Here is a 21,633-nt window from a genome sequence, read left to right as displayed (position 1 = left end):
GGACAAGTAGTGACGGCCCATATACATCTCCACCCCTGGGAGGCTTCCCATGACCACCGTGACGTCCCCTCTAGCAGGACGCGCCATCGGGCTGGCAGCCGTGCCGGACCCCGTCTTCTCCGGGGCCATGGTCGGCCCGGGCACGGCGATCGACCCGGTGCGTGAGCCTTCCGAGGCCGTCGCACCCGTGGACGGAGTCATCGTCTCCCTCCACCCGCACGCCTTCGTCGTGGTCGACTCCGAGGGACATGGGGTACTCACCCATCTCGGGATCGACACCGTGCAGCTCAACGGCGAGGGCTTCGAGCTCCTGGTGAACAAGGGCGACACCGTGACGCGCGGGCAGAGCATCGTGCGATGGAACCCGGCCGCCGTCGAGGAGGCCGGCAAGTCCCCGGTGTGCCCGGTCGTCGCGCTGGAGGCCACGGCCGACTCGCTCGGCGACCTCCGTGAAGACGGCGATGTCAAAGCCGGCGACGCTCTCTTTTCCTGGCAGTAGTACTGACGCCGTCATACCGACGGCACAGGACAACCACCGCGGCGGCGGGACCCGCCGCACTATCGGAGACGGGTGAGATGGAGACAACGCTGCGAGGCGTCGGCGTGAGTCACGGTGTGGCGATCGGCGAGGTTCGGCACATGGGAACGGCGGTGCTCGAACCGCCGGCCAAGCAGATCCCGGCGGAGGATGCGGAGCGCGAACAGGGGCGCGCACGCAAGGCCGTGGAGGCTGTGGCAGCCGATCTGATGGCGCGCGGCAATCTGGCGGGGGGCGAAGCCCAGGCGGTGCTCGAGGCGCAGGCCATGATGGCCCAGGATCCCGAGCTGATGGTCGACGTGGACCGGCGTATCGCCGTCGGAAGCACGGCCGAGCGTGCCGTGTACGACGCGTTCGCCGCCTACCGTGAGTTGCTGGCGGGAGCCGGCGAGTACCTCGCCGGTCGTGTGGCCGACCTCGACGATGTGCGGAATCGTATCGTCGCCCGTCTGCTGGGCGTCCCGATGCCCGGTGTGCCGGACAGTGACGAGCCCTACGTGCTGGTGGCCCGGGACCTGGCGCCCGCCGACACCGCATTGCTGGACCCGACTCTCGTGCTCGGTTTCGTCACCGAGGAGGGCGGGCCGACGAGTCACAGCGCCATCCTGGCGCGGGCGCTCGGTGTGCCTGCCGTGGTAGCCCTGCCGGGTGCCGGTGAGCTCGCCGAGGGAACGGTGATCGCCGTGGACGGCAGCACCGGCGACGTCTTCGTGGACCCCAGCGACGAGAAGAAGGCCCGGCTCGAGGCCGCGGCCGCCGAGCGCAGGGCGGCACTGTCCGCCTCGACCGGCCCGGGTGCCACCGCCGACGGTCACAAGGTGCCACTGCTGGCGAACGTCGGAGGCCCTGCCGACGTGCCGGCTGCCGTGGAAGCCGGTGCCGAGGGAGTGGGGCTCTTCCGTACCGAGTTCCTCTTCCTCGACGACAGCAAGAGCGCGCCGTCCGAGGAGAAGCAGGTCCAGGCCTACCGACAGGTGCTCGAGGCGTTCCCCGAGGGACGAGTCGTCGTGCGGGTGCTGGATGCGGGCGCCGACAAGCCGCTGGACTTCCTCACTCCGGCCGACGAGCCCAACCCGGCTCTGGGCGTGCGCGGGCTTCGGACCCTGCTGGACCACCCCGACGTCCTGCGGACCCAGCTGACCGCGTTGGCGAAGGCCGCCGAGGGGCTGCCTGTCTACCTCGAGGTCATGGCGCCGATGGTGGCGGACCGTGCCGACGCGAAGGCGTTCGCGGACGCCTGTCGTGAGGCGGGGCTGCGGGCGAAGTTCGGCGCGATGGTGGAGATCCCGTCGGCCGCTCTGCGGGCTCGTTCGATCCTGCAGGAGGTGGAGTTCCTGTCGCTGGGTACGAACGACCTCGCGCAGTACACCTTCGCCGCCGACCGGCAGGTGGGTGCGGTGTCCCGGCTGCAGGACCCCTGGCAGCCCGCGCTGCTGGACCTCGTGGCGCTGTCCGCCGAGGCGGCACGGGCCGAGGGCAAGAGCTGCGGTGTCTGTGGCGAGGCCGCGTCCGATCCGCTGCTCGCATGTGTGCTGACGGGTCTGGGCGTCACCTCCCTTTCCATGGGGGCGGCGTCGATTCCTTACGTCCGGACCGCGCTCGCGAAGTACACGCTGGCGCAGTGTGAGCGTGCCGCGGCTGCCGCGCGTGCGGCGGACAGCGCCGAGGAAGCGCGCAGCGCGGCGCAGGCCGTGCTCTCCGGCGAGTAGTCGGTTCCGGTCGGCGATCGGCCGGTGAGCAGGGGCGCTCCGCCTTCGGGTGGAGCGCCCCTGCTCTTGTGTGCGTCCTGGTTCTTCCCTTGCGGTCAGTGGCTGTGGCCCGGTGTCTTCCCCGCCGGGCCGAGCTCCGGCGGGAAGCAGTAGTCCACGTTGGACTCGGGTGAGATGAGGTCGCCGGATTCCACGTCGGTGCAGTAGGCGTCGAAGACCTCGCCGGCGGTCAGGGGTTCGAGGCCGTCGCCGCGCAGCCGCCAGCCGTAGATCCGGTCGGAGGTGTCGTGGGCGGTGGTGCGCATGACCAGGCCGCCAGGGCTCCGGGTGGCGAGGCCCAGGGCGAGGACGGTGGTGAACTCGAGCGCTTCGGCGTCGTCGAGCCGGGTGGCGCCCTCGGCCTCCTCGTCCGCGTGCAGGACGGCGACCAGGGTCTCGGGTGTGCCGGTCACGCTGCACACGAGGTGGCGGTTGCCGGGTGGCGCCGTGTCGAGGATGCGGCCGACGAGGTCCGATGCGCGGGTGAAGGCGGCGCGGCCGATGTCCTCGCCGCAGGTGGCGCAGGCGCCGAGGCGGGCGAGCAGGGTGGCCGCGTACTCCCAGGTCGCCTGGCGTACGGCTTCGTCGACGAGTGCGGGCAGGAGATCGGCGAGGGGCTGGCCCTCGTAGGGGATGGTGGGGCCCGTGGTCGCGAGCTCGGCCGTGAAGCGGGTGCGGTTGGCGGGGATGTCGGGGTCGAGTCCCCTGCCGGTGCAGTACTCGGCGTATTCCTGGGGGTCGAAGAGGGCCACGGTGGTGTGGGTGCCTTGCATGGCGCGGGTCTTCAGCAGGTCTTCGACCTGTTGGAGGTAGACGGCGTGGTCGTCGAACGCGAAGGTGCGGTAGCGCCGCATGGCACGGAAGTCGTGTTCGTCGGTGAGCAGGCCGATGGTGCCGGCGATCTCACGGCGCAGGACGCGTCGCATGGTCCGGTGGTCGGTGTGTGCCATGTTTCCCCCTGTGTGCACAGTCGATCAATGCTCACTCACAGTAATCGGCGGCACTGACAACGGGCCCTGCCCGATCGGGCCAGACGCCCGGAGGCGCGGAAACATTCAGGTCATGGGGATTTCGTGAACGCAGGTGAGGCGCACGGGCGCCCCGGTGACGATCATGGTGGTGACGGCGAGTGGCGCGGTGGCACTCAGGGCCGGTCGGCCTCGGACTTCGTGGTGGCACCGGGTGAGTCCGAGGCCTTGGGCGGCTCAGGCCCGCTTGCGGGCGAGGTCCTCGTAGAAGTGCAGGAGGTCGAGGTTGTCGATGGAACCCGGGTTGACCGCCTTCTCCAGAGGAGTGCCCTGGAGGAGGCGTTTGACCGGGACCTCGATGCGCTTGCCGGTGAGGGTGTGCGGGACTCCGGGTACCTCGATGACCTCGTCGGGGACGTGACGCGGCGAGAGCTGCTCGCGGATGGCCTGTTTGATGCGGCCGAGGAGGGCCTCGTCGAGTGCGGCTCCCGGGGCGAGGTGTACGAAGAGGGGCATCCAGTAGCCGCCGTCGGGCTGCTCGATCCCGATGACCAGGGATTCCTTGATCTCGGGGAGGCGTTCGACGACCTCGTAGATGTCGGCGGAGCCCATGCGTACGCCCTGGCGGTTGAGCGTGGAGTCGGAACGTCCGTGGATGACGACCGAACCGCGTGAGGTGACGGTGATCCAGTCGCCGTGGCGCCACACGCCGGGGTAGGTGTCGAAGTAGCTGTCGTGGTAGCGGCTGCCGTCGGGGTCGTTCCAGAACCGGACCGGCATGGACGGCATGGGGTTGGTGACGACGAGTTCGCCCACCTCGTCGATCACGGGGTGGCCGTTCGCGTCCCAGGACTGCAGGTCGGTGCCGAGGCCGGGTGCCTGGAGTTCGCCGGTGTGGACCGGGAGCGTCGGGACGGCCCCGGCGAAGCAGGAGCACACGTCCGTGCCGCCGCTGACGGAGGCGATCCACAGGTCGGCCCCGCTCGCCGCGAACTCGTCGTGCAGCCAGCGGAAGCCGTCGGGCGGGAGTGGGGATCCCGTGGTGGCGACGCACTGGACCTTGGAGAGGTCGAAGTCGCGGGCCGGGTGCACGTCCGCCTTGCGGCAGGCCATGACGTACGCGGCGGAGGTGCCGTAGAGGGTGGCGCCGGTGCGTTCGGCGATCCGCCATTGGGCGCCGGTGTCGGGATAGCCGGGACTGCCGTCGTAGAGGACGATCGTCGTGCCGGTGAGCAGGCCGGAGACGAGGAAGTTCCACATCATCCAGCCGGTCGAGGTGTACCAGAAGAAACGATCTTCGGGACCCAGGTCGCAGTGCAGACCGAGCTGCTTGAGGTGTTCGATCAGGATGCCGCCCTGCGACTGGACGATGGCCTTGGGCAGGCCGGTCGTACCGGAGGAGTAGAGCACCCAGAGGGGGTGGTCGAAGGGAACCGGTTCAAATACGGGTGCCTCGTCCGCGGCCGTCAGGGCCGACCAGTCCAGGGCTCCCCGGGGTGGTTCCGTGCCCAGCAGGGGGATGTGGACGACGGCGCGCAGGGTGGGCAGTTCGGCGCGGAGTCGGGCGACGACGTCACGGCGGTCGTGCTCCTTGCCGCCGTAGCGGTAGCCGTCGACCGTGAAGAGGACGACGGGTTCGACCTGCTGGAAGCGGTCGAGGACGCTGCGGGCGCCGAAGTCGGGGGCGCAGGAGGTCCAGACACCGCCCACGGCGGCCGTCGCGAGGAAGGCCACGACGGCCTGCGGGATGTTCGGGAGGTAGCCGCTGACCCGGTCACCGGGGCGGACGCCGAGGGCACGCAGTTCGCCGGCCAGTGAACCGACCTGGCGGCGCAGCTCGGACCAGGTCACCGGGCTGGGTTCATGCGTCTCGTCGACGTACAGCAGGGCCGGTTCGGCCGGGCGGGTGGCGGCCGCGCGCAGCGCGTGCTCGGCGTAGTTCAGCGTCGCACCGGGGAACCACTGGGCGCCTGGCATGGAGCGGTCGCCCAGCACGCGCGCGTAGGGCGTCGAGAACCGTACGTCGAACCACTCCGCGACGGCTTTCCAGAACGTCTCCAGCTCGTCCACGGACCAGCGGTGCAGTGCCGGATATCCGCCTTCGGACGGGGCTCCGTGCTGGTCGGCCGCCCAGGCCTGGAACTTGGTGACCTGGGCCTGGGCGATGCGCTGCGGGTCGGGCCGCCAGAGCGGCTCGGGGTTCAGGGTCGGCATGGGGCGGCTCCCGGGCTGTACGCGTCGTGTGCGTTGCCCGCGCACGAGCTGGGGTAGTGCGCGTGACGCGGCTGACACGGACGATGCCATGTGATCGACTTCTGCACCAGGGTGGGCTCCCCACAGTCCGTCCCGTGAAGATGTGGCCTCACCACGGGTGAACGGCAGTTGAACGACCCGCGCGCGTGACGCGGTCAGTGACAGGGTGAACAGCATGGACGGTCGTGACCTGGTGCGTTCGATGAAGGCGGTCGGTTCCGCGGGAGCTGCCCAGGGTCTGCGCACGGTGCGGGCGGCCTGGCGCAGGAACCGTGCCGACGCCGCCGGGTTGCCGGTGCGGGGTCCCGAGCGTGCGCGGGTGCCGGGTGCGGTGCAGGAGGCGGAGCCGGGGCCCGGTGGTGGGACGCTCCGGTTCAGTCGCTCCGAGCTGAGGATCCGCGTCGCCGTGAGCGGCGCGGTGTTCTGGGGTTGGGACGGTGCCGAGCCCGAGCCGTCGTACGCGCTGGCCGGCCGCTGTCCGGAGCCTGATCCCCGAGCGGTTCTGGAGCCCGACAAGGACGGCGGATGGCGCGTGATCGCCGAACGGGTGACGGTCGTGGTCTCCCGTCACGGCGCCATCGACGTGTGCACGCCCGGAGGCGTGATGCTGCGGCGGGAGCTGCCGCCCCGGTGGTGGGAACCGGAGGGGGGTGGCCCGGCGCGCTGGATGCAGCGTTCGGAGGTGGCGGCGGACGCGCGCTTCTTCGGTCTCGGGGGGCGGGCGTCCGGGCCGCGGCTGCGCGACGGGACGTATCGGCTGTGGAACACCGATCCCGGGCGCGCGTTCGGGCGGGGGGACGATCCGCTCCCCCTCACGATGCCGGTGCAGCTGGTGGTGGCCGACGCGGGCACTCACCTGGTGTTCCACGACACCTCCTGGGACGGCACGGTCACGCTGCGGGAGGGCACGGAGGGGGCGGGCTCGGGGCACGACCGGTCCGGGGCGTGCGAGGTGCGGATGGCGGGCGGTCCGTTGCGCTGCTGGGTGGTGGTGGGCACCCCCGCGCGTGTGCTGCTCGCCTGGGTCGCGCTCACCGGGGCGCCCGCGCTGCCGCCCGCGTGGGCGCTGGGCCGTCAGCTCGCGGGCCGGGGCCTCGGAAGCGAGGAGGAGGTGCGCCGGACCGTTGCGGGCCATCAGGATCACGGTCTGCCGCTCGATGCCGTCCACCTCGGCATCGGCCACTACGACGAGCACCAGGTGTTCACCGTCGACCAGGAGCGCTTCCCGAAACTGGCGGTGCTCTCCGAGGAACTGCGTCGGGACGGGATACGTCTGGTGTCGGCCGTGGGCCCGGCGGTCAAGGCCACGCCGGGCAACGCCGTGTACGACGGTGGGGTCGCCGAGGACGCGTTCGTGCGGGGCGCGTCGGGCCGGCTCGTCACGGCGGTGGCGTCGCCCGGGGAGGCCGTCTTCCCGGACTTCACCCACGCGCGCGTGCGGCAGTGGTGGGGAGGTCTCCACGCGGAGCGGATCGCGCAGGGCTTCGCCGGCTTCTGGCACGACATGGACGAACCGACGGTGTTCGCCGCTTTCGGGGAGTCGACGTTGCCCCGGTCTGCGCGGCATGCCCTGGAGGGACGCGGGGGTGACCATCGCGAGGCCCACAACGTGTACGGGCTGTGCATGGCCTCGGCGGCCTACGAGGGGGTGCGGGACCTGGTTCCCGACCAGCGTCCCTTCGTCTTCTCGCGGTCCGGCTGGGCGGGCGTGCAGCGCTACGGCGGCACCTGGTCCGGGGTCGCCGCCGCGGGCTGGCCGGGGTTGCGGGCGTCACTGTCGCTGGTGCTGGGGCTGGGGCTGTGCGGAGTGCCGTATTCAGGCCCGGACACGGGCGGTTTCGACGGTGGTCCGTCGCCCGAGCTGTATCTGCGCCGGCTCCAGCTGGGCGCGTACCTGCCGCTGTTCCGCACGCACACGAGCGGACGGGCGGGGCAGCGGGAGCCGTGGGAGTTCGGTCCCGAGGTGTTGGAGCACGCGCGTGTGGCGCTCGTCGAGCGTAGGCGGCTGTTGCCGTACTTCGTGACGCTGGCGCATCTGGCCCGGCGTACCGGTGCCCCTTATGTCCGTCCGGTGTGGTGGGGGGCGCCCGGCAACCGGGCGTTGCGGGACTGCGAGGACGCCTTCCTGCTGGGTGACTGCCTCCTGGTGGCGCCGGTGCTCGGCCCCGGCGGCGACCGGCGAGCGGTGCAGCTGCCGCGGGGGCGCTGGTACGACACGGCGACGGAGCGGGCGTACCAGGGGCCGGGGCAGGTACTCGTGGATGCCCCGCTGTCGCGTGTCCCGGTGCTCGCGCGCGCGGGTGCCGTCATACCGGTGCGCGGCGACGACGGCCGGGTGGAGTTGGAGGTGTGGGCGCCCGTGCGGGGGCGGACGGGTGGCGGTGTGGTCGTGCGGGACGCGGGCGACGGATGGGCGGAGCCGGAGGTCGAACGGTACGTCGCCCGCTGGGAGGGGCCGCGGGTCGTCGTCGAGCGGGAGGCTGCGGACGGCGTGCGTGTGCCGCCCCACCCGGTGCGGGTACGCGGGCTCGACGAGCGCCGAGCTCAGATGTAGCGGCCCTCGAAGAACGCCCGCACCGCGAGTGTGTGCAGGGGGAAGGCGAGTTCCTCCTGTCCACGCAGCAGGTGCCAGCCCTCGGTCTCGTCCGTGGGGGCGGGCGCCGGGAGACGGTCGGCAGGACGCTCCGGCAGCAGCCCGAAGAGCAGCAGGTGGCCGCCGGGAGAGCTCATGGCGTCGGCCAGCCGCACGTCACGGGGCGCTGCCTCGATGCCGGTCTCTTCCATGAGTTCGCGTACGACGGCCTGGCGCCAGTCCTCGCGGTCGTCGATGTAGCCGCCGGGCAGGGCGACGCCCCCGCGCGCGGGGGCGATGGTTCGGGTGATGACGACCAGGGCGGTGCCCTTGGTGTCGTACACGGGCTGGAGCGCGACGGCGACCGGCAGCGGGTTGCGGTAGGTCACGGTGGCGCAGACCGGACAGGTGCGGGGCCAGCCGGTGGCGCCCTCCCCGTAGGGCGCTCCGCAACTCGAACAGTGGGAGTCGCGCGCGGAGTTCGAAGTGGAGTGCAGATTTTCGGACACGCGGCGGAGCGTATCCGATCTTGGGGAGGGCGTCGTACGGAGGCGGCTCAATACCTCTGGGCCAGCGACCTGGCGGACACGGGGAAGTCGAAGTAGGTGTCGGGGTAGGGCTCGGGCTTGAAGGTGTAGTGCCACCACTCCTCGGCGAGATTCACGAAGCCGAGGTTTTCCAGAGTGCTTTTCAGGAGCGTCCGGTTGGCGCGCTGCCGCCCCTGGATGCGCGGGTCCAGGGTGTGGGCCAAGGTGTCGAAGCAGTCGAAGCCGGTGCCCATGTCGACCGAGTTGTCGGGGAAGCGCTGCTGTTGTGGGGCGTAGCACGGTACGAGGGGTTCACCGGGCACGTAGGGCCTGGTCGGGGTGGCGGGGAGCCTGACGATGGTCAGGTCCATGGTGGAACCGCGGCTGTGCCCGGACTTGGCGGCGATGTAGCCGTCCTCGAACAGACGGGACTTGTCGACGTTCGGGTAGAACTCGCCTTTCAACTGCTCGTCGTTCAGGTCCTCGGCCCAGCGGACGAAGTGGTTCACGGCGCGCTGGGGGCGGTAGCAGTCGTAGACCTTGAGTGTGTAGCCCTGACTCAGCAGGTTCCTCTGGGCCTTGTGCAGGGCCTCGGCGGCCGGCCGGGTGAGGATGCAGATCGGCTGCCGGTAACCGTCGATGCGCTCCCCGACGAAGTTGTGCGGGGTGAAGTAGCGCATCTCCTGAAGGATCGTCGGGTCAACGGTTCTCAGGGCCACGAAGTCCGCGGTGGCCACGGGGTCGGCGTTCGCCCGCGCGGTGGTGGAGGCGGCGGTCACGGTCAGCAGGGCGACGAGCACGGCGACCACACCGCGTACTGCGCCGGAGAGTCGTGTCATGTCCCCTGCCCTGCCCATTTCAGCACGCCCGTGACACACTTCTGACGATCCGTCAGACATGCTGTCGGGAGGGGCCATGTCACACACACGCACACCCGTGGTCACGGGCTGGTTCGTCGGGGACGGGGAGGACTTCAGGCTGCTCGGCACGCGCTGCTCGGCATGCCGGTCGGTCTTCTTCCCGCGCGAGGACACGCACTGCCGCAACCCGGGCTGCGGGGGCGGCGATCTGACGGAGGTCCCGCTGTCGAGGCGGGGGCGCGTCTGGTCGTACACGGACAGTCGGTACCGCCCTCCGTCACCCTATATGACCGACCCGGAACTTCCGTGGGAGCCGTACGCGTTGATCGCTGTGGAGCTGGAGTCCGAGCGGATCGTGGTGCTGGGGCAGGCGGTTCCCGGGGTCACCGTCGCCGATCTGGCGGTGGGCATGGAGATGGAGGTCGTCCCGGGCGTGCTCGACGAGGACGCGGAGACGACCTGGACGACCTGGCGATGGCGGCCGACGGGGGTGGCGTGATGACGGCAGAGGTGGCGGTGCTCGGCGCCGGGATGCATCCGTGGGGCAAGTGGGGGCACGGTTTCGTCGAGTACGGCGTGAAGGCGGCGCGCGCGGCCCTCGCGGACGCCGGTGTGGACTGGCGGGACGTCGGTTCGATCGTGGGCGCGGACACGGTGCGTGGCGGCTATCCGGGATATGTGGCCGGGGCGACGTTCGCCAAGGCCCTGGGATGGCAGGGCGCCCGCGTCGCGAGCGTCTACGCGGCCTGCGCGTCGGGCGCTCAGGCGATCAACACGGCCCGGACCCAGATCCTCGCGGGCCTGGCGGACGTGGTGCTCGTGGTGGGGGCCGACGCCGCCCCCAAGGGCTTCTTCCGGCCTGCGGGCGGGGACCGGCCGGACGACCCCGACTGGCTGCGGTTCCGGGTGCTCGGCGCGACCAATCCGACGTACTTCGGGCTGTACGCGCGCAGGCGCATGGCCGTGCACGGGGATACGCCGGAGGACTTCGCGCAGGTCAAGGTGAAGAACGCCGCCATGGGCGCGCTGAACCCGAACGCGCGCTACCGCAAGCGGGTGACGGCGGAGGAGGTCGCCGCCTCCGCGGTGGTCGCCGATCCGCTGCGCCTGCTGGACATCTGCGCGACGTCGGACGGCGGGGCGGCGCTGGTGCTGTCCAGCATGGAGTTCGCCCGACGGCACGGGGCTGCGGAGCCGGTGCGCATCAGGGCGGTGTCCACCGTGACGCCCCGGTACCCCAACACGGTGCTGGATCTGCCGGACATCGCGACCGACTCCGCGGTGGGGGTGGAGCCCGGCGAGGAGACCTTCCGGGCGTCGATCGCCCGCGCCGCCTACGAAGAGGCCGGCATCGGGCCCGAGGACCTGTCCCTCGCCGAGGTCTACGACCTGTCCACCGCACTGGAGTTGCAGTGGTACGAGGATCTGGGGCTGTGCGGCGGGGGCGAGGCCGCCAAGTTGCTGCGGGCGGGCGTGACGGCGCCGGGCGGCCGTATACCGGTGAACCCGAGCGGTGGACTCGCCTCCTTCGGCGAGGCGGTGCCCGCGCAGGCGATCGCCCAGGTCTGCGAGGTCACGTGGCAGTTGCGGGGGCGGGCCGGCGATCGCCAGATCCCGGACGCGCGCGTAGCCATCACGGCGAACCAGGGGCTGTTCGGGCATGGTTCGGCGGTGGTCGCGGTGCGGTGAGGAGGGCCCGACGCCTGCGTGTCACCTGTCCCGCTCGACCCCTCTCACCCTCCGTGTTCACCCGGGAATCCTGTGTGAACGTCTCATGAACTGCGCCTGGGCGCACGCCCGCAGCGCAATCATGCTGCCGTGCACTCCTGGACGGACACTCTCCGCTTCGCCTTCCAGCCCGTGGTCAACCTGACCACCGGAGGGGTCGCGGGGCTGGAGATACTCGCCCGCCCGGAGGCCGGCGACATCCTGGCGCAGGCTCGCCGGGATCCCGAACTCGACGGCCGACTGGCCGTGTTGGCGTTTCGCGTGGCGGCCCGCAAGGAGACCCTGCTGCCCCTGCATGTGAACGTGTTCGCCGGCACTCTGGCCGATCTCGGTGGGCTCACCGCGCTGCACGAAGCCGTGCGCGAGGCGGGGCGCTTGCCCTGGGAGGTCACGCTCGATGTCGTTCCGCCCTACACGCACGTCCCGCAGCCCGCTCTTCTGGAGGCCCTGGCGACACTCCGGGACCAGGGCTTCCGCATCAGCGCGGACGGGGTCGGGGACGGGGACGCACCGCTGCGGCTGCTCGTCGACATCGCGCCGGACCTGGTCAAGCTCGACGCCTCGCTCCTGGCACGGCCCTCGGCGGTCAGGGCGATGCGGACACTGTGCGACGAGTTGGGGGCGCTGCTGGTCGTCGAGGGCGTGGAGACCGAGCTCCAGTGCGCGGCCGCGATGTCGGCAGGGGCGCAACTGGCCCAGGGCACGCTCCTCGGGCCGCCGAGCCGGTTGCCGACCGCCGACGTGTACGTTCCGCCGCTCGGTCCCGCCGTCCTGCCGGCGCTCCGGTCGGGGCCGTCGGTACGGGAGTTCGTCCGGCCGGCCGCCCTGCTGCCCGCGACCGCCTCCGCCGGTCAGGTACGGGCGCTGCTGACCGGCTCGCCGGACGTGTCAGGGGTGCTGCTCGTGGACCGCACGGGGGTCCCCGTCCGGTCGGTGCACCGGTCACGCTTCCTGCTGTCGATGTCCGGGCGCTACGGCCATGCCCTGTACGCGGACCGTCCCGCGGCCAAGCTCGGTGATCCGCCGCGGACGGTGGGCGTCGACGCGACGGCGTGGGAGGTGCTGGACGTGGTCGCGGTCGGCGACCGGGACCGCACCTCCGACGACGTCGCCGTCGTCGAGCGCAACGGGCGCTGTGTGGGTGTCGTCCGGCTCGCGGACCTCGTACGGGCGTTGGCCGAGAGCCGGGTCGAGGAGGCGGCCGGCCTGAATCCGCTGACGCGGCTGCCCGGTTCGGACGCGATCACCTGGGAGGTGGACCGGAGGATCGCCGAGGGGCGCATGTTCGCGCTGAGCTGGCTGGACATCGACCGCTTCAAACAGGTCAATGACGGCGCCGGGTTCGCGGCGGGTGACGAGCTCATCCGGTCGGTGGGGCGGGCACTGCAGTTGACGGCGTCGGGGAACGCGCGCGTGGGCCACATCGGCGGAGACGACTTCCTGGTGCTGGCCGATCCGGAAGGCCTGGAGCCGCTGGTCTCGACCGTGCTGGACGTGCCGTGGTCGGCGGGCGGGAGCCCGGTGACCCTGTCGCTGGCCACGGTTCTGTGCCGGCCGGGCAGCGTGACGGATCACCGCCAGGCGGCGGCGTGTCTGGCGCCCTTGAAGAAGGCCGCGAAGTCGTTGCGCGGGGCGAGCTGGGTGGTCGGGCACGCGGGGCTGGCCGGCTACCAGATCCGGCGCGGGTCGCAGCCGATGGCTCCCGCGGGGACGGGGGCGGCCGGGGCGGAGCCCGCGAGCGGGCTGACCTGACGTCAGCGACCGTCCCGTGCGGCCGAACCGGGAAGCGGCCGTCACGAGACGACGACCGGCCGGGTGCTCGGCAACTCCCGTGCGCCCTGCCGGAGTCCGGAGCGGGTCCGGATCGGCAACAGAGGGTCGGCATCAGGTGGACGAGATGGGCGCTCCGGGGCGCCGGGCCGGTGATCGGCGCCCCGCACCTCGGTGGCGCGGGCCGTCTCCCGCGTCTCCAACCGTTCTCGTCGGCCTCCTTGACGCTCCCTGGGTGCCGGTGAACACTTCCCGGTGTCAGCCGACATCGCCGTACATTCTCGGCTTGTCCAGGCACGCCACGCGGGCTCCCGATGCAAGGCCCACTCCCCCGGGGGCGATTCGGCTACGACGGCACGCTCGTCACGGACGCCGGGCGGGGCGCGGGTTCTCCCTGCCTCGGCTTCGGCAGCCACGGGAACCGCACCCTGTACGGAGCACCGGGGTCGATCCGCCCCGGGCCGGGCCCAGGAGCCGCCATGAGCAACGCAGACATATTCGTCGGGGCGAGGTCATCGGTACCGCGACCCCGGGCATCTTCTCCACCATCCCCGAGATCCGGAATCCGGTCGCCAACCTGATCACCGAGATCATCGCGACGAACGCCCTCGTCCTGCCGGTCCTCGCCTTCGGGCTGACCGAGGGTCTCGGCGAATCCGGAATCACGGTGCTGATCGTCTCCCTGCTCGTCGTCGGCATCGGTCTCTCCCTCGGCGGGCCCACCGGCTGTGCCATCAACCCGGCACGTGACCCCGGACCCCGCGTCGTGCACACCTTCCTGCCCATCCCGAACAAGGGCACCTCGGACTGGGGTTACGCCTGGATCCCGGTCGTCGGCCCGCTGGTCGGCGGAGCGCTCGCGGGTCTCCTGTACAACGCGGCCTTCTGAAGCGCCGTCCGACCGCCGCCGCAGTCATCCACGCAGCCTTCCGAACCAGCTCAAGGGGTAGCCATGACGGACAACGCCGAGAAGTACGTCGCCGCGATCGACCAGGGCACCACCTCCAGCCGCTGCATCGTCTTCGACCGGAACGGCGCGATCGTCGCCGTCGACCAGCGCGAGCACCGTCAGATCTTCCCCAAGCCCGGCTGGGTGGAGCACGACGCCACCGAGATCTGGTCCAAGGTGCAGGCCGTGGTCGCCGGGGCGATCGCCAAGGCCGGGCTGCGCGCCGACCAGATCAGCGCTCTCGGGATCACCAACCAGCGCGAGACGACCGTGCTGTGGGACCGCGCCACCGGCAAGCCGGTGCACAACGCGATCGTGTGGCAGGACACCCGCACCGCGGGACTGTGCGGCCGGCTGGGGGGATCCGACGGGCAGGACCGTTTCCGCGAGCAGACCGGGCTGCCGTTGGCCAGCTATTTCTCGGGGCCCAAGGCGGCCTGGCTGCTGGACAACGTGCCGGGTCTCAGGGCACGCGCCGAACGTGGTGAGATCGCCTTCGGCACGATCGACTCCTGGCTGATCTGGAACCTCACCGGCGGCGTCGACGGCGGCCGGCACGTCACCGACGTCACCAACGCCGGGCGCACCATGCTGATGAACCTGGAGACCCTCCAGTGGGACGCCTCCATCCTGTCCGCGATGGACGTGCCCGAGGCCGTGCTGCCGGAGATCCGGTCCTCCGCCGAGGTGTACGGCACGGCCGTGGGCCAACTCGGCGGCGTGCCGGTCGCCTCGGCGCTGGGCGACCAGCAGGCGGCGGTGTTCGGCCAGGCCTGTTACGAGGTGGGCACGGCGAAGAACACCTACGGGACGGGCAGCTTCCTGCTGCTCAACACCGGCAACCGGCCGGTGCCTTCGAAGAGCGGGCTGTTGACGACGATGGGCTACAAGATCGGCAGTGAGGCGCCGGTCTACTGCCTGGAAGGCTCGATCGCCATCACGGGTGCGCTCGTGCAGTGGTTCCGGGACCAGCTCGGCATCATCCGTACGGCGGACGAGATCGAGAGCCTGGCCGCGAGCGTCGACGACAACGGCGGCGCCTACATCGTCCCCGCCTTCTCGGGGCTGTTCGCGCCGTACTGGCGCTCCGACGCGCGTGGTGTCGTCACCGGGCTCACCCGGTACGTCACGAAGGGGCATCTCGCGCGTGCGGTGCTCGAGGCGACGAGCTGGCAGACGCGCGAGGTCGTGGACGCCATGTTCCAGGACTCCGGGGTACAGATCACGACCCTGAAGGTGGACGGGGGCATGACCAAGAACAATCTGCTCATGCAGCATCAGGCGGACGTGCTGGGCGTGCCCGTGATCCGCCCCCGGGTGTCCGAGACGACCTGTCTGGGCGCGGCCTACGCCGCGGGGCTCGCCGTCGGTGTGTGGAACGACCTCGACGAGCTCAAGGCGCACTGGCAGAAGGACGCCGAGTGGACTCCGTCGATGGACGCGTCGGTACGGGACCGCGAGTACCACAACTGGCGCAAGGCCGTGGAGAAGAGCTTCGGCTGGCTGGAGGACGGCGAAGGCTAGTACGCGCGCGTACCTCCCCGTGAGCCACGGCCCGTACCCCTGTCGGCGGGGGTACGGGCCGTGTCACGGCGCGGGCGTCTCAGGTGGTGATCGCCTGGCGGCGTTCGGCCCCGAAGTCCATCGCGTGCTGCACGACGCCGACCAGGACGTCCCTCACCGATCTCCGGTCGCGGGCGTCGCACAGCACCACGGGTATGTCGTCGTCGAGGTCCAGAGCGCCGCGGACGTCCTCCTCCGGGTAACGGTCGGCTCCCTCGAAGCAGTTGACGGCGATGAGGAAGGGTATGGAGCGCCGTTCGAAGTAGTCGACCGCTGCGAAGCAGTCCTCGAGCCGGCGGGTGTCGGCGAGCACGACGGCACCGAGCGCGCCCTCGGAGAGCTCGTCCCACATGAACCAGAACCGCTCCTGACCGGGCGTCCCGAAGAGGTAGAGCACCAGGTCCTCGCGCAGGGTGATGCGCCCGAAGTCCATGGCGACGGTGGTGGTGTGTTTGGCCTCCACGCCGGTCGTGTCGTCGACCGGGCGGCCCGCCTCGGTGAGGTACTCCTCGGTACGCAGCGGCTTGATCTCGCTGACCGCCCCGACGAGGGTGGTCTTGCCCACGCCGAAGCCGCCGGCCACCAGGATCTTGAGCGTGACGGGTTCGACCGGGGGCTTGCCGCGCTCAGAACGCCCGAAGATCATCGATCACTTCTCCTGCTGGATGCTTGACTGGGGGTTCTCCGACAGCGGTCCGTGCGTGGGCAGCCGGACGTCCGGGCGGCGCGCGACGCTGTGGACGAGGGCGTTGTCCGGGTCCCCGCGAACCACCGACCGGTCACGTCCTCACCTCACTTCCGCGCTGCTCACAGCGCCCGGAGGCCGTTGATCACGTCGCGCAGAATACTCTCGTCCGGCAGTTCGGCAGGAGGTACCGGCCGGTTCACGTGGACGAACTCCGCGTCCACGAGGTCGCCGACGAGGACCCGTACCACCCCGATGGGCAGATTGAGTTCGGCGGCGAGTTCGGCGACCGACTGCGGTGCTTCGCGGCACAGGTCCACGATGTCCACGTGCTCCGGCGACAACGACGGGTCCGAGTCCGCTTCCTCGGCGTGCGGCTCGGCGACGACCAGCGCGATCAGGTCGAGACGGTGCTGGACCGCACTGGAGGTACGGCCGCGCGTCATGGCGTACGGACGGACGACCGGTCCGGCCTCGTCGTCGAACCAGTGACTGCTTCCCCGACCGTCTGTGCTCATGCCATCCCACTACCCGCCGGAGGGCAGATCGGTGCGTGGGGTGGTGGCCAGATGTACGCCGACCCGCTTGACGAGGAGCGTCATCTCGTACGCCACGAGCCCCACGTCCGAGTCGGCGTCGGAGAGGACGGCGAGGCAGCTGCCGTCGCCCGCGGCCGTGACGAACAGGAAGGCGTCGTCGAGTTCGACGACGGTCTGGCGGACGCTGCCGGCCTCGAAGTGACGGCCGACGCCCTTGGCCAGGCTGTGGAACCCGGAGGCCACGGCGGCCAGGTGCTCGCCGTCCTCCCGGCTCAGGTCCTTGGACACCCCCGTCGGCAGACCGTCGCCGGAGAGGACGACGGCCTTGCGGATGCTGGCGACGCGGTCGACGAGTTCGTCGAGGAGCCAGTTCAGCTCGCCGTTGTTGGTGGTGGTGGCGCTGTGGCCGGTCGTCTTCGGTGCGGTCATCGACCGTCCCCCTTTGTCGTTCGTTGTGGTGCTGCGCCGCTGTGGGCGTCGTCGCCCGCGGCGTTCTCTACGCGACCGCGCTGCCAGCCGCGCTGGAGCGAGGCCATCCGGCTGCGTACCTCGTCGGCGTCCCGGTCCGCGGGGTCGGCTCGGTCATCGGTGCGCGGGGCCGGACCCTGCCGCAGTTGCGGGGCCAGGTTCGCCTGCCGTACGCGCCGCGGCAGCGCACCCGCGCCGGACCCGCTGCCGTCCGTCCTGCCGGACGCGGTGTCGCCGGACCTGCCGGACGTGGTGTCCGCGCCCTCGGTGGTGCCGCCGGGGACGCCGGGCCGGGCCGTGGCCTGTCGCGTGCGCTGGGGAAGGGCGGGAGGCCGGGCCGGCTCCTGTGCGCCGCGACCGGGACGTTCCTGCGGCGCGGGGCGCTCGGTGGTGCCACCGTTGCGGGGGATCTGCGCCGTCATGCCGCGGCGGCGCGAGGGCAGCGGTGCCGGGCCGTCGTTCTCCACCCGGCGGGGGCCGGGCCTGGCAGGGGACTCGGGGTCCGTCTCGGCACGACGGGGCCGCTGTTCCGGGACCGGGCGGCCGTGCGAGCTGACCAGCTTGGGCATGCGGCGACCGGCCGGATCGTCGGCGAGGGGCCCGTGCGGTTCGCCGGGGCTGTCGGGCAGCCTGCGGTGCTGGTCGACGGTGTCCGCCGCCGGCTCGTCCTCGGCGCGGGTGAGGGAGCGCCGCGGGCGGAACAGGCCACCGCCGTCGTCGTCCTCGTCCAGGGTGGCCGGGAAGTCACCGAGGGCGTCCAGGCCGACGGGGGCCTCCAGTTCGACCGGTCCGTCGAGCACCGAGGCCGGCACTCCGGGAAGCTGCATCGAGGCCGGGGAGAGGGCGGTCCTGCGGGGCTCCGCGGGGTCGGCCTCCTTCGGGGGCCGGGGCCGGTCGAGCCGGAAGCCGATGCCGTTGGTGTCGGGGACGTCGTCGGTCAGCAGGGCGTCGGGGATGAAGACGATGGCCGTCGTCCCCCCGTACGGCGACGGTTGCAGGGAGACGCGGACGTTCTGCCGCTGGGCGAGCCGGCTGACCACGAACAGCCCGAGGCGGTCGGTGTCGGACAGCTCGAATTCCGGTGTCTCGGCGAGCCGGAGGTTGGCCTCCAGGAGAGCCTCGGGTGCCATGCCGAGGCCGCGGTCGTGGATCTCGAGGGTGAAGCCGTTGGCGACCCGGTCGCCGAACACCTGGACCGCGGTGTGCGGCGGGGAGAACACCGTGGCGTTCTCCAGGAGTTCGGCCACCAGGTGGGTGAGGTCGGCGACGGCCGGGCCGGTGACGGCGAGGCGCGGCAGCCGGCGGACCTCGATGCGTTCGTAGTCCTCGACCTCGGCGACCGCGGCGCGCACGATGTCCATGAGCTGCACGGGCCTGCGCCACTGCCGGGAAGGGGCGGCGCCCGAGAGGATCACCAGGCCCTCGGCGTGCCGACGCATGCGGGTGGTGAGGTGGTCGAGGCGGAAGAGGTCGGCGAGTTCCTCGGTGTCCTCGGTGCGGCGCTCCATGGTGTCGAGCAGGGTCAGCTGCTTGTGCAGCAGGACCTGGCTGCGGCGGGCGAGGTTGACGAAGACCTCGGAGACCCCGGACCGCAGTTCGGCCTGTTTGACGGCGGCCTCGACCGCGGCGCGCTGGAGGGTGTTGAGGGCCTGGCCGACCTCGCCCATCTCGTTCTTGTCGTACTCCAGCCGCGGTACCTCGGTCTCCACGTCGACCTGCTCGCCCGCGGACAGGCGGCGCATCACACTGGGCAGCCGCACCCCGGACGCCTCGTGGGCCTCCAGCCGGAGCTGGCGCAGGTCGCGTATGAGGCCACGGCCGATACGTACGGACAGGACCAGGGAGACCAGCAGGGCGACCAGCCCGAAGACACCGGCGACGACCGCCTTGACGATGACCTCGATCGCGACCGGGCGCACCCGGTCCTGGTAGCGGTCGTTGGCCTGATCGTCCAGGGTGCCGAGTTCGAGGAGGACGTTTCCGGCCGCGGTGTCCCAGTTCTTGGCGCTGACGCCCCGGGGCATGCCGCCGGGTGTGGTGCCGACGACGGCCTGTTCGACGGTGCGCAGCGGGGCGGTGGTGGCGTTCTTCCAGAAGCTCTCGTAGCGCTCGCGCTCCGCGGTGGGCAGCTGGACGAGGCCGACTTCGTAGACCACCTCCCGCTGGGCCTCCAGGTCGGAGACGTCGCGGATCTCCTCGCGGCTGAGCCGGCCCACGACCAGGGCGGAGCCGAGCAGGGCGTCCTCCTGGGAGAGCAGTTCGCGGGCTCGGGCGACGCTGACGAGCGCTCGGTACTGCTTGTCCATCTCCACGCTGTCGACGACGTCCAGCTTGGCCAGCAGGGCGTAACAGGGGTCGATCAGCTGGGTGTAGAGGGCGAGGGCCTGTGCCCGGGTGACGGTGCCTTCCTCGACGCTCCGGCGCAGCGAGTCGACGCCGTCGAAGGCGTCGAGCACCGCGGTCAGGCCTTCCCCGTCGTCCTGGTCCAGGACGTCACGCACGTCGGGGTCCTGGGCGTTCACGCGGATCTCGGCGACTGCCTTGTCGGTGGCGGTCCGGGTGCGGCGCAGTGCCGACAGCGCGTCGGAGGCACGGGGGTCGGCGAGGTAGACGAGGGCCTGGCGGCGTTCCTGCTGAACGACGCGGACGGTGTCCTCGATCGGGTAGCCGACCTTCTCGACGAGGGACGACACCGTGAACAGGCGGCTCGCCTCGCGTCCCGTGAGTACCGTGGCGAAGCCCCAGACGGCGGTCAGGGACACCAGCGGCACGAGAAGCAGCGCCACGATCTTCCGGCGGATCGACTTCCCGCGAAAGCGCATGGCCTCCCCCAGCTCGAACCCCCTCCGGCAGGGGGTACGCATGTGCGTCAACAAACGGCGCGAGCCTACTACCGACGCACAGTGAACTCGAAGAGCTGTCCGGAAGCTGAACTTCCGCCCCGGGGGCGAGACATGGCGTGTTGTCCGGTAATTACGGGAGATTGTCTCCCCGAATCCGCTCCTGTGGACCCGGCCGGATCCGGTCGGTCGTGCACACGAGTTGGCCAGAATTTTTCGCAACTCGGGAATCTTCGGGGCACGTCGTTCGTCCTACTCATTGGGAATTGGGGGCGGAATCGGCCACACGAGCCGTTTGCCGCACCTGGGCGGCGTAAAACAGCGCAAGCCGGGCAGCCACTGGGGAGCCGGGTCTTCGACTCGGAGGCGAGCGGTCTGCTGGCGGTGGGGAGTGACACAGTGATGGGCACGGCGGAGCGGCGTGAGGCGCCCGAGGAGAGCGCGGCGGCGGGCAGTACGGCGTTGCGGGATCCCGAGGCATCCGACCGCGACATTCCGGCGAACGAGCACGTGACAGCGGAGCGGAGCGAGAGCGCGCCGGACCGGCGCGGGTCGACGGGCCGCGGCACCCCCGCGGGAGCCGGGGACACGGCGCAGCAGGTCCGGCGGACCGGCGGGGGCGACACCCGCGGTACGTCCGCCACGGCACAAGCGCGGGCGGTCTACCGCCCGTTGTGGGTGGAGGAGCCCGCGCGGCGGCGTCGGATGCCCGACCCGGTGCGTACGGCGGCGGTGCGCGCGGTGCTGGTCATCGCCGTGACACTGATACAGGCGATGGTCGCCTTCCTGTGCACCCTGGCCGGATCCTGGCTGGCGTTCCCGATGGTGATCAGCAGCGTGGTCAGCACGGTGCTGGCCACCTGGGGCGCGCTGGACGTCTGGGTGACCCGGCAGGTGTGGAACCAGCGCAACGGCGTGGTGTCGACGCCCAGCAGCACCGCGCGTTCACTGCGCCGTGAGCGCCGTCGGCTGCGTCGACAGGCTCAGGCCGCCGAGCGCGCGCAGGAGCGGATACGCCGGCAGGGCGGCACCGGGCAGCTGTCCCACTCCTGAGGCGCTCGGCGCGGCACCGGCCGGGGGAGCCATGACGGGTTTCCCGGTCGGGCCGCGTCCGTTCACGCGGTGAGCGCAGATCTTCGGGACCTGTGAACGGACTCGGCCGACGACGATCTCGCGGGCCGATCGCCCTGGTGGTGTGCTGGACTCCTCACGAGCACCGGGAGTTCGCCCATGACGACGGCCGAGCATCCACCAGGCCCTCGGCAGGACGACGTCGAGCTCGCCGAGTTCGGCTACCGGCCCGAGCTCAAGCGGACCTTGGGCAACTTCCACACCTTCGCCGCGGGCAGCAGCTACATCTCGATCCTGACCGGCACTCTCCAGCTCTTCCACTTCGGCTACGGCAGCGGTGGCCCCGCCTACTGGTGGTCCTGGCCGATGGTGTTCGTCGGCCAGTTCGCGGTCGCCCTGTGCTTCGCGGAGCTCGCCGCCCGCTATCCGGTCGCGAGGTCCTCGGTCTACAACGCGGCGGCACCCTTCCACCGGTACCTCCGGTGGGGGGCCGTCCTGTTCGTCGCCGTGATCGCGGGCGGTGGCTTCGCCTACTGCTGGGTCGTGCAGCGGCA

General features: G+C 71.3%; 17 protein-coding genes and 2 pseudogenes. 10 read left to right on the top strand and 9 right to left on the bottom strand.

Going from position 1 to position 21,633, the window contains the following annotated elements:
- Positions 1–49 precede the first annotated feature (49 nt).
- Together OHU34_RS35170 and ptsP are read left to right on the top strand one after the other, a co-directional pair.
- Entirely contained in the window at positions 50–499 is a 450-nt protein-coding gene (locus OHU34_RS35170; RefSeq protein ID WP_142269285.1) for a PTS glucose transporter subunit IIA, read from the top strand.
- A gap of 77 nt (positions 500–576) precedes the next feature.
- Positions 577–2,247, top strand: a complete 1,671-nt coding sequence (gene ptsP / locus OHU34_RS35165) for a phosphoenolpyruvate--protein phosphotransferase (protein WP_405770099.1) — start codon at positions 577–579, stop codon at positions 2,245–2,247.
- Between the two features lie 95 nt (positions 2,248–2,342).
- On the opposite strand, the gene OHU34_RS35160 is transcribed toward ptsP, so the two are convergent.
- On the bottom strand, positions 2,343–3,236 hold the full coding sequence (locus OHU34_RS35160; RefSeq protein WP_142269287.1) for a hypothetical protein: 894 nt from the start codon (positions 3,234–3,236) through the stop codon (positions 2,343–2,345).
- Between the two features lie 255 nt (positions 3,237–3,491).
- Positions 3,492–5,468, bottom strand: a complete 1,977-nt coding sequence (locus OHU34_RS35155; protein WP_142269288.1) for an acetoacetate--CoA ligase — start codon at positions 5,466–5,468, stop codon at positions 3,492–3,494.
- A 214-nt stretch (positions 5,469–5,682) separates the two neighbouring features.
- On the opposite strand from OHU34_RS35155, the gene OHU34_RS35150 reads away from it, so the two are divergent.
- Complete coding sequence (locus OHU34_RS35150; protein ID WP_142269289.1) at positions 5,683–8,061, top strand: TIM-barrel domain-containing protein; 2,379 nt, start codon at positions 5,683–5,685, stop codon at positions 8,059–8,061.
- Here OHU34_RS35150 and OHU34_RS35145 read toward each other — a convergent pair.
- Both OHU34_RS35145 and OHU34_RS35140 read right to left on the bottom strand, forming a co-directional pair.
- Positions 8,052–8,588 (bottom strand): NUDIX domain-containing protein, encoded by a 537-nt coding sequence (locus OHU34_RS35145; RefSeq protein ID WP_142269290.1) that lies wholly within the window; start codon positions 8,586–8,588, stop codon positions 8,052–8,054. The genes OHU34_RS35150 and OHU34_RS35145 overlap by 10 nt on opposite strands.
- 47 nt (positions 8,589–8,635) lie before the next feature.
- Positions 8,636–9,445, bottom strand: a complete 810-nt coding sequence (locus OHU34_RS35140) for a M15 family metallopeptidase (RefSeq protein ID WP_405770096.1) — start codon at positions 9,443–9,445, stop codon at positions 8,636–8,638.
- A gap of 97 nt (positions 9,446–9,542) precedes the next feature.
- Here OHU34_RS35140 and OHU34_RS35135 point away from each other — a divergent pair, with 97 nt between their 5' ends.
- The 5 genes and pseudogenes from OHU34_RS35135 (at position 9,543) to glpK (ending at position 15,437) form a co-directional block, all read left to right on the top strand.
- Positions 9,543–9,965 carry a Zn-ribbon domain-containing OB-fold protein gene (locus tag OHU34_RS35135; RefSeq protein WP_405772471.1) on the top strand — a complete coding sequence of 141 codons (423 nt, stop codon included), beginning with the start codon at positions 9,543–9,545 and terminating at the stop codon, positions 9,963–9,965.
- Positions 9,965–11,155 carry a lipid-transfer protein gene (locus tag OHU34_RS35130; protein ID WP_405770093.1) on the top strand — a complete coding sequence of 397 codons (1,191 nt, stop codon included), beginning with the start codon at positions 9,965–9,967 and terminating at the stop codon, positions 11,153–11,155. Before OHU34_RS35135 ends, OHU34_RS35130 begins: the two co-directional genes overlap by 1 nt.
- A 129-nt stretch (positions 11,156–11,284) precedes the next feature.
- Positions 11,285–12,946 carry a GGDEF domain-containing protein gene (locus OHU34_RS35125; protein WP_230196480.1) on the top strand — a complete coding sequence of 554 codons (1,662 nt, stop codon included), beginning with the start codon at positions 11,285–11,287 and terminating at the stop codon, positions 12,944–12,946.
- Positions 12,947–13,487: 541 nt separating this feature from the next.
- A pseudogene (locus OHU34_RS35120) lies at positions 13,488–13,853 on the top strand (MIP/aquaporin family protein); the annotation flags it as partial.
- A gap of 63 nt (positions 13,854–13,916) precedes the next feature.
- Complete coding sequence (glpK, locus tag OHU34_RS35115) at positions 13,917–15,437, top strand: glycerol kinase GlpK (RefSeq protein WP_230196479.1); 1,521 nt, start codon at positions 13,917–13,919, stop codon at positions 15,435–15,437.
- A gap of 79 nt (positions 15,438–15,516) precedes the next feature.
- On the opposite strand, the gene OHU34_RS35110 is transcribed toward glpK, so the two are convergent.
- Genes OHU34_RS35110 through OHU34_RS35090 form a run of 5 tightly spaced genes read right to left on the bottom strand, consistent with a single transcriptional unit; the run spans position 15,517 to position 19,990 of the window.
- Positions 15,517–16,122, bottom strand: a complete 606-nt coding sequence (locus OHU34_RS35110) for an ATP/GTP-binding protein (RefSeq protein ID WP_142269295.1) — start codon at positions 16,120–16,122, stop codon at positions 15,517–15,519.
- A 3-nt stretch (positions 16,123–16,125) separates the two neighbouring features.
- Positions 16,126–16,248, bottom strand: coding sequence for a hypothetical protein (locus OHU34_RS35105; protein ID WP_405770089.1), 123 nt, complete (start codon positions 16,246–16,248; stop codon positions 16,126–16,128).
- A gap of 35 nt (positions 16,249–16,283) precedes the next feature.
- Positions 16,284–16,679: a DUF742 domain-containing protein gene (locus tag OHU34_RS35100; protein ID WP_142269296.1), complete on the bottom strand. Its 396-nt coding sequence runs from the start codon at positions 16,677–16,679 to the stop codon at positions 16,284–16,286.
- 9 nt (positions 16,680–16,688) lie between these two features.
- Positions 16,689–17,129 (bottom strand): roadblock/LC7 domain-containing protein, encoded by a 441-nt coding sequence (locus OHU34_RS35095; RefSeq protein ID WP_142269297.1) that lies wholly within the window; start codon positions 17,127–17,129, stop codon positions 16,689–16,691.
- Positions 17,126–19,990: a nitrate- and nitrite sensing domain-containing protein gene (locus tag OHU34_RS35090; protein ID WP_142269298.1), complete on the bottom strand. Its 2,865-nt coding sequence runs from the start codon at positions 19,988–19,990 to the stop codon at positions 17,126–17,128. The genes OHU34_RS35095 and OHU34_RS35090 overlap by 4 nt, the downstream gene beginning before the upstream one ends.
- Positions 19,991–20,410: 420 nt before the next feature.
- On the opposite strand from OHU34_RS35090, the gene OHU34_RS35085 reads away from it, so the two are divergent.
- Positions 20,411–21,061, top strand: a complete 651-nt coding sequence (locus tag OHU34_RS35085) for a hypothetical protein (protein WP_142269299.1) — start codon at positions 20,411–20,413, stop codon at positions 21,059–21,061.
- Between the two features lie 177 nt (positions 21,062–21,238).
- Positions 21,239–21,532: pseudogene (locus OHU34_RS35080) on the top strand (amino acid permease); the annotation flags it as partial.
- Positions 21,533–21,633 lie beyond the last annotated feature (101 nt).

The organism is Streptomyces sp. NBC_00080 (genome assembly GCF_045041255.1).
Classification (GTDB): Bacteria; Actinomycetota; Actinomycetes; order Streptomycetales; family Streptomycetaceae; genus Streptomyces; species Streptomyces coriariae.
The sequence above is the reverse complement of the archived record's forward strand: the minus strand, read 5'-3'. Positions and strand labels throughout refer to the sequence as shown.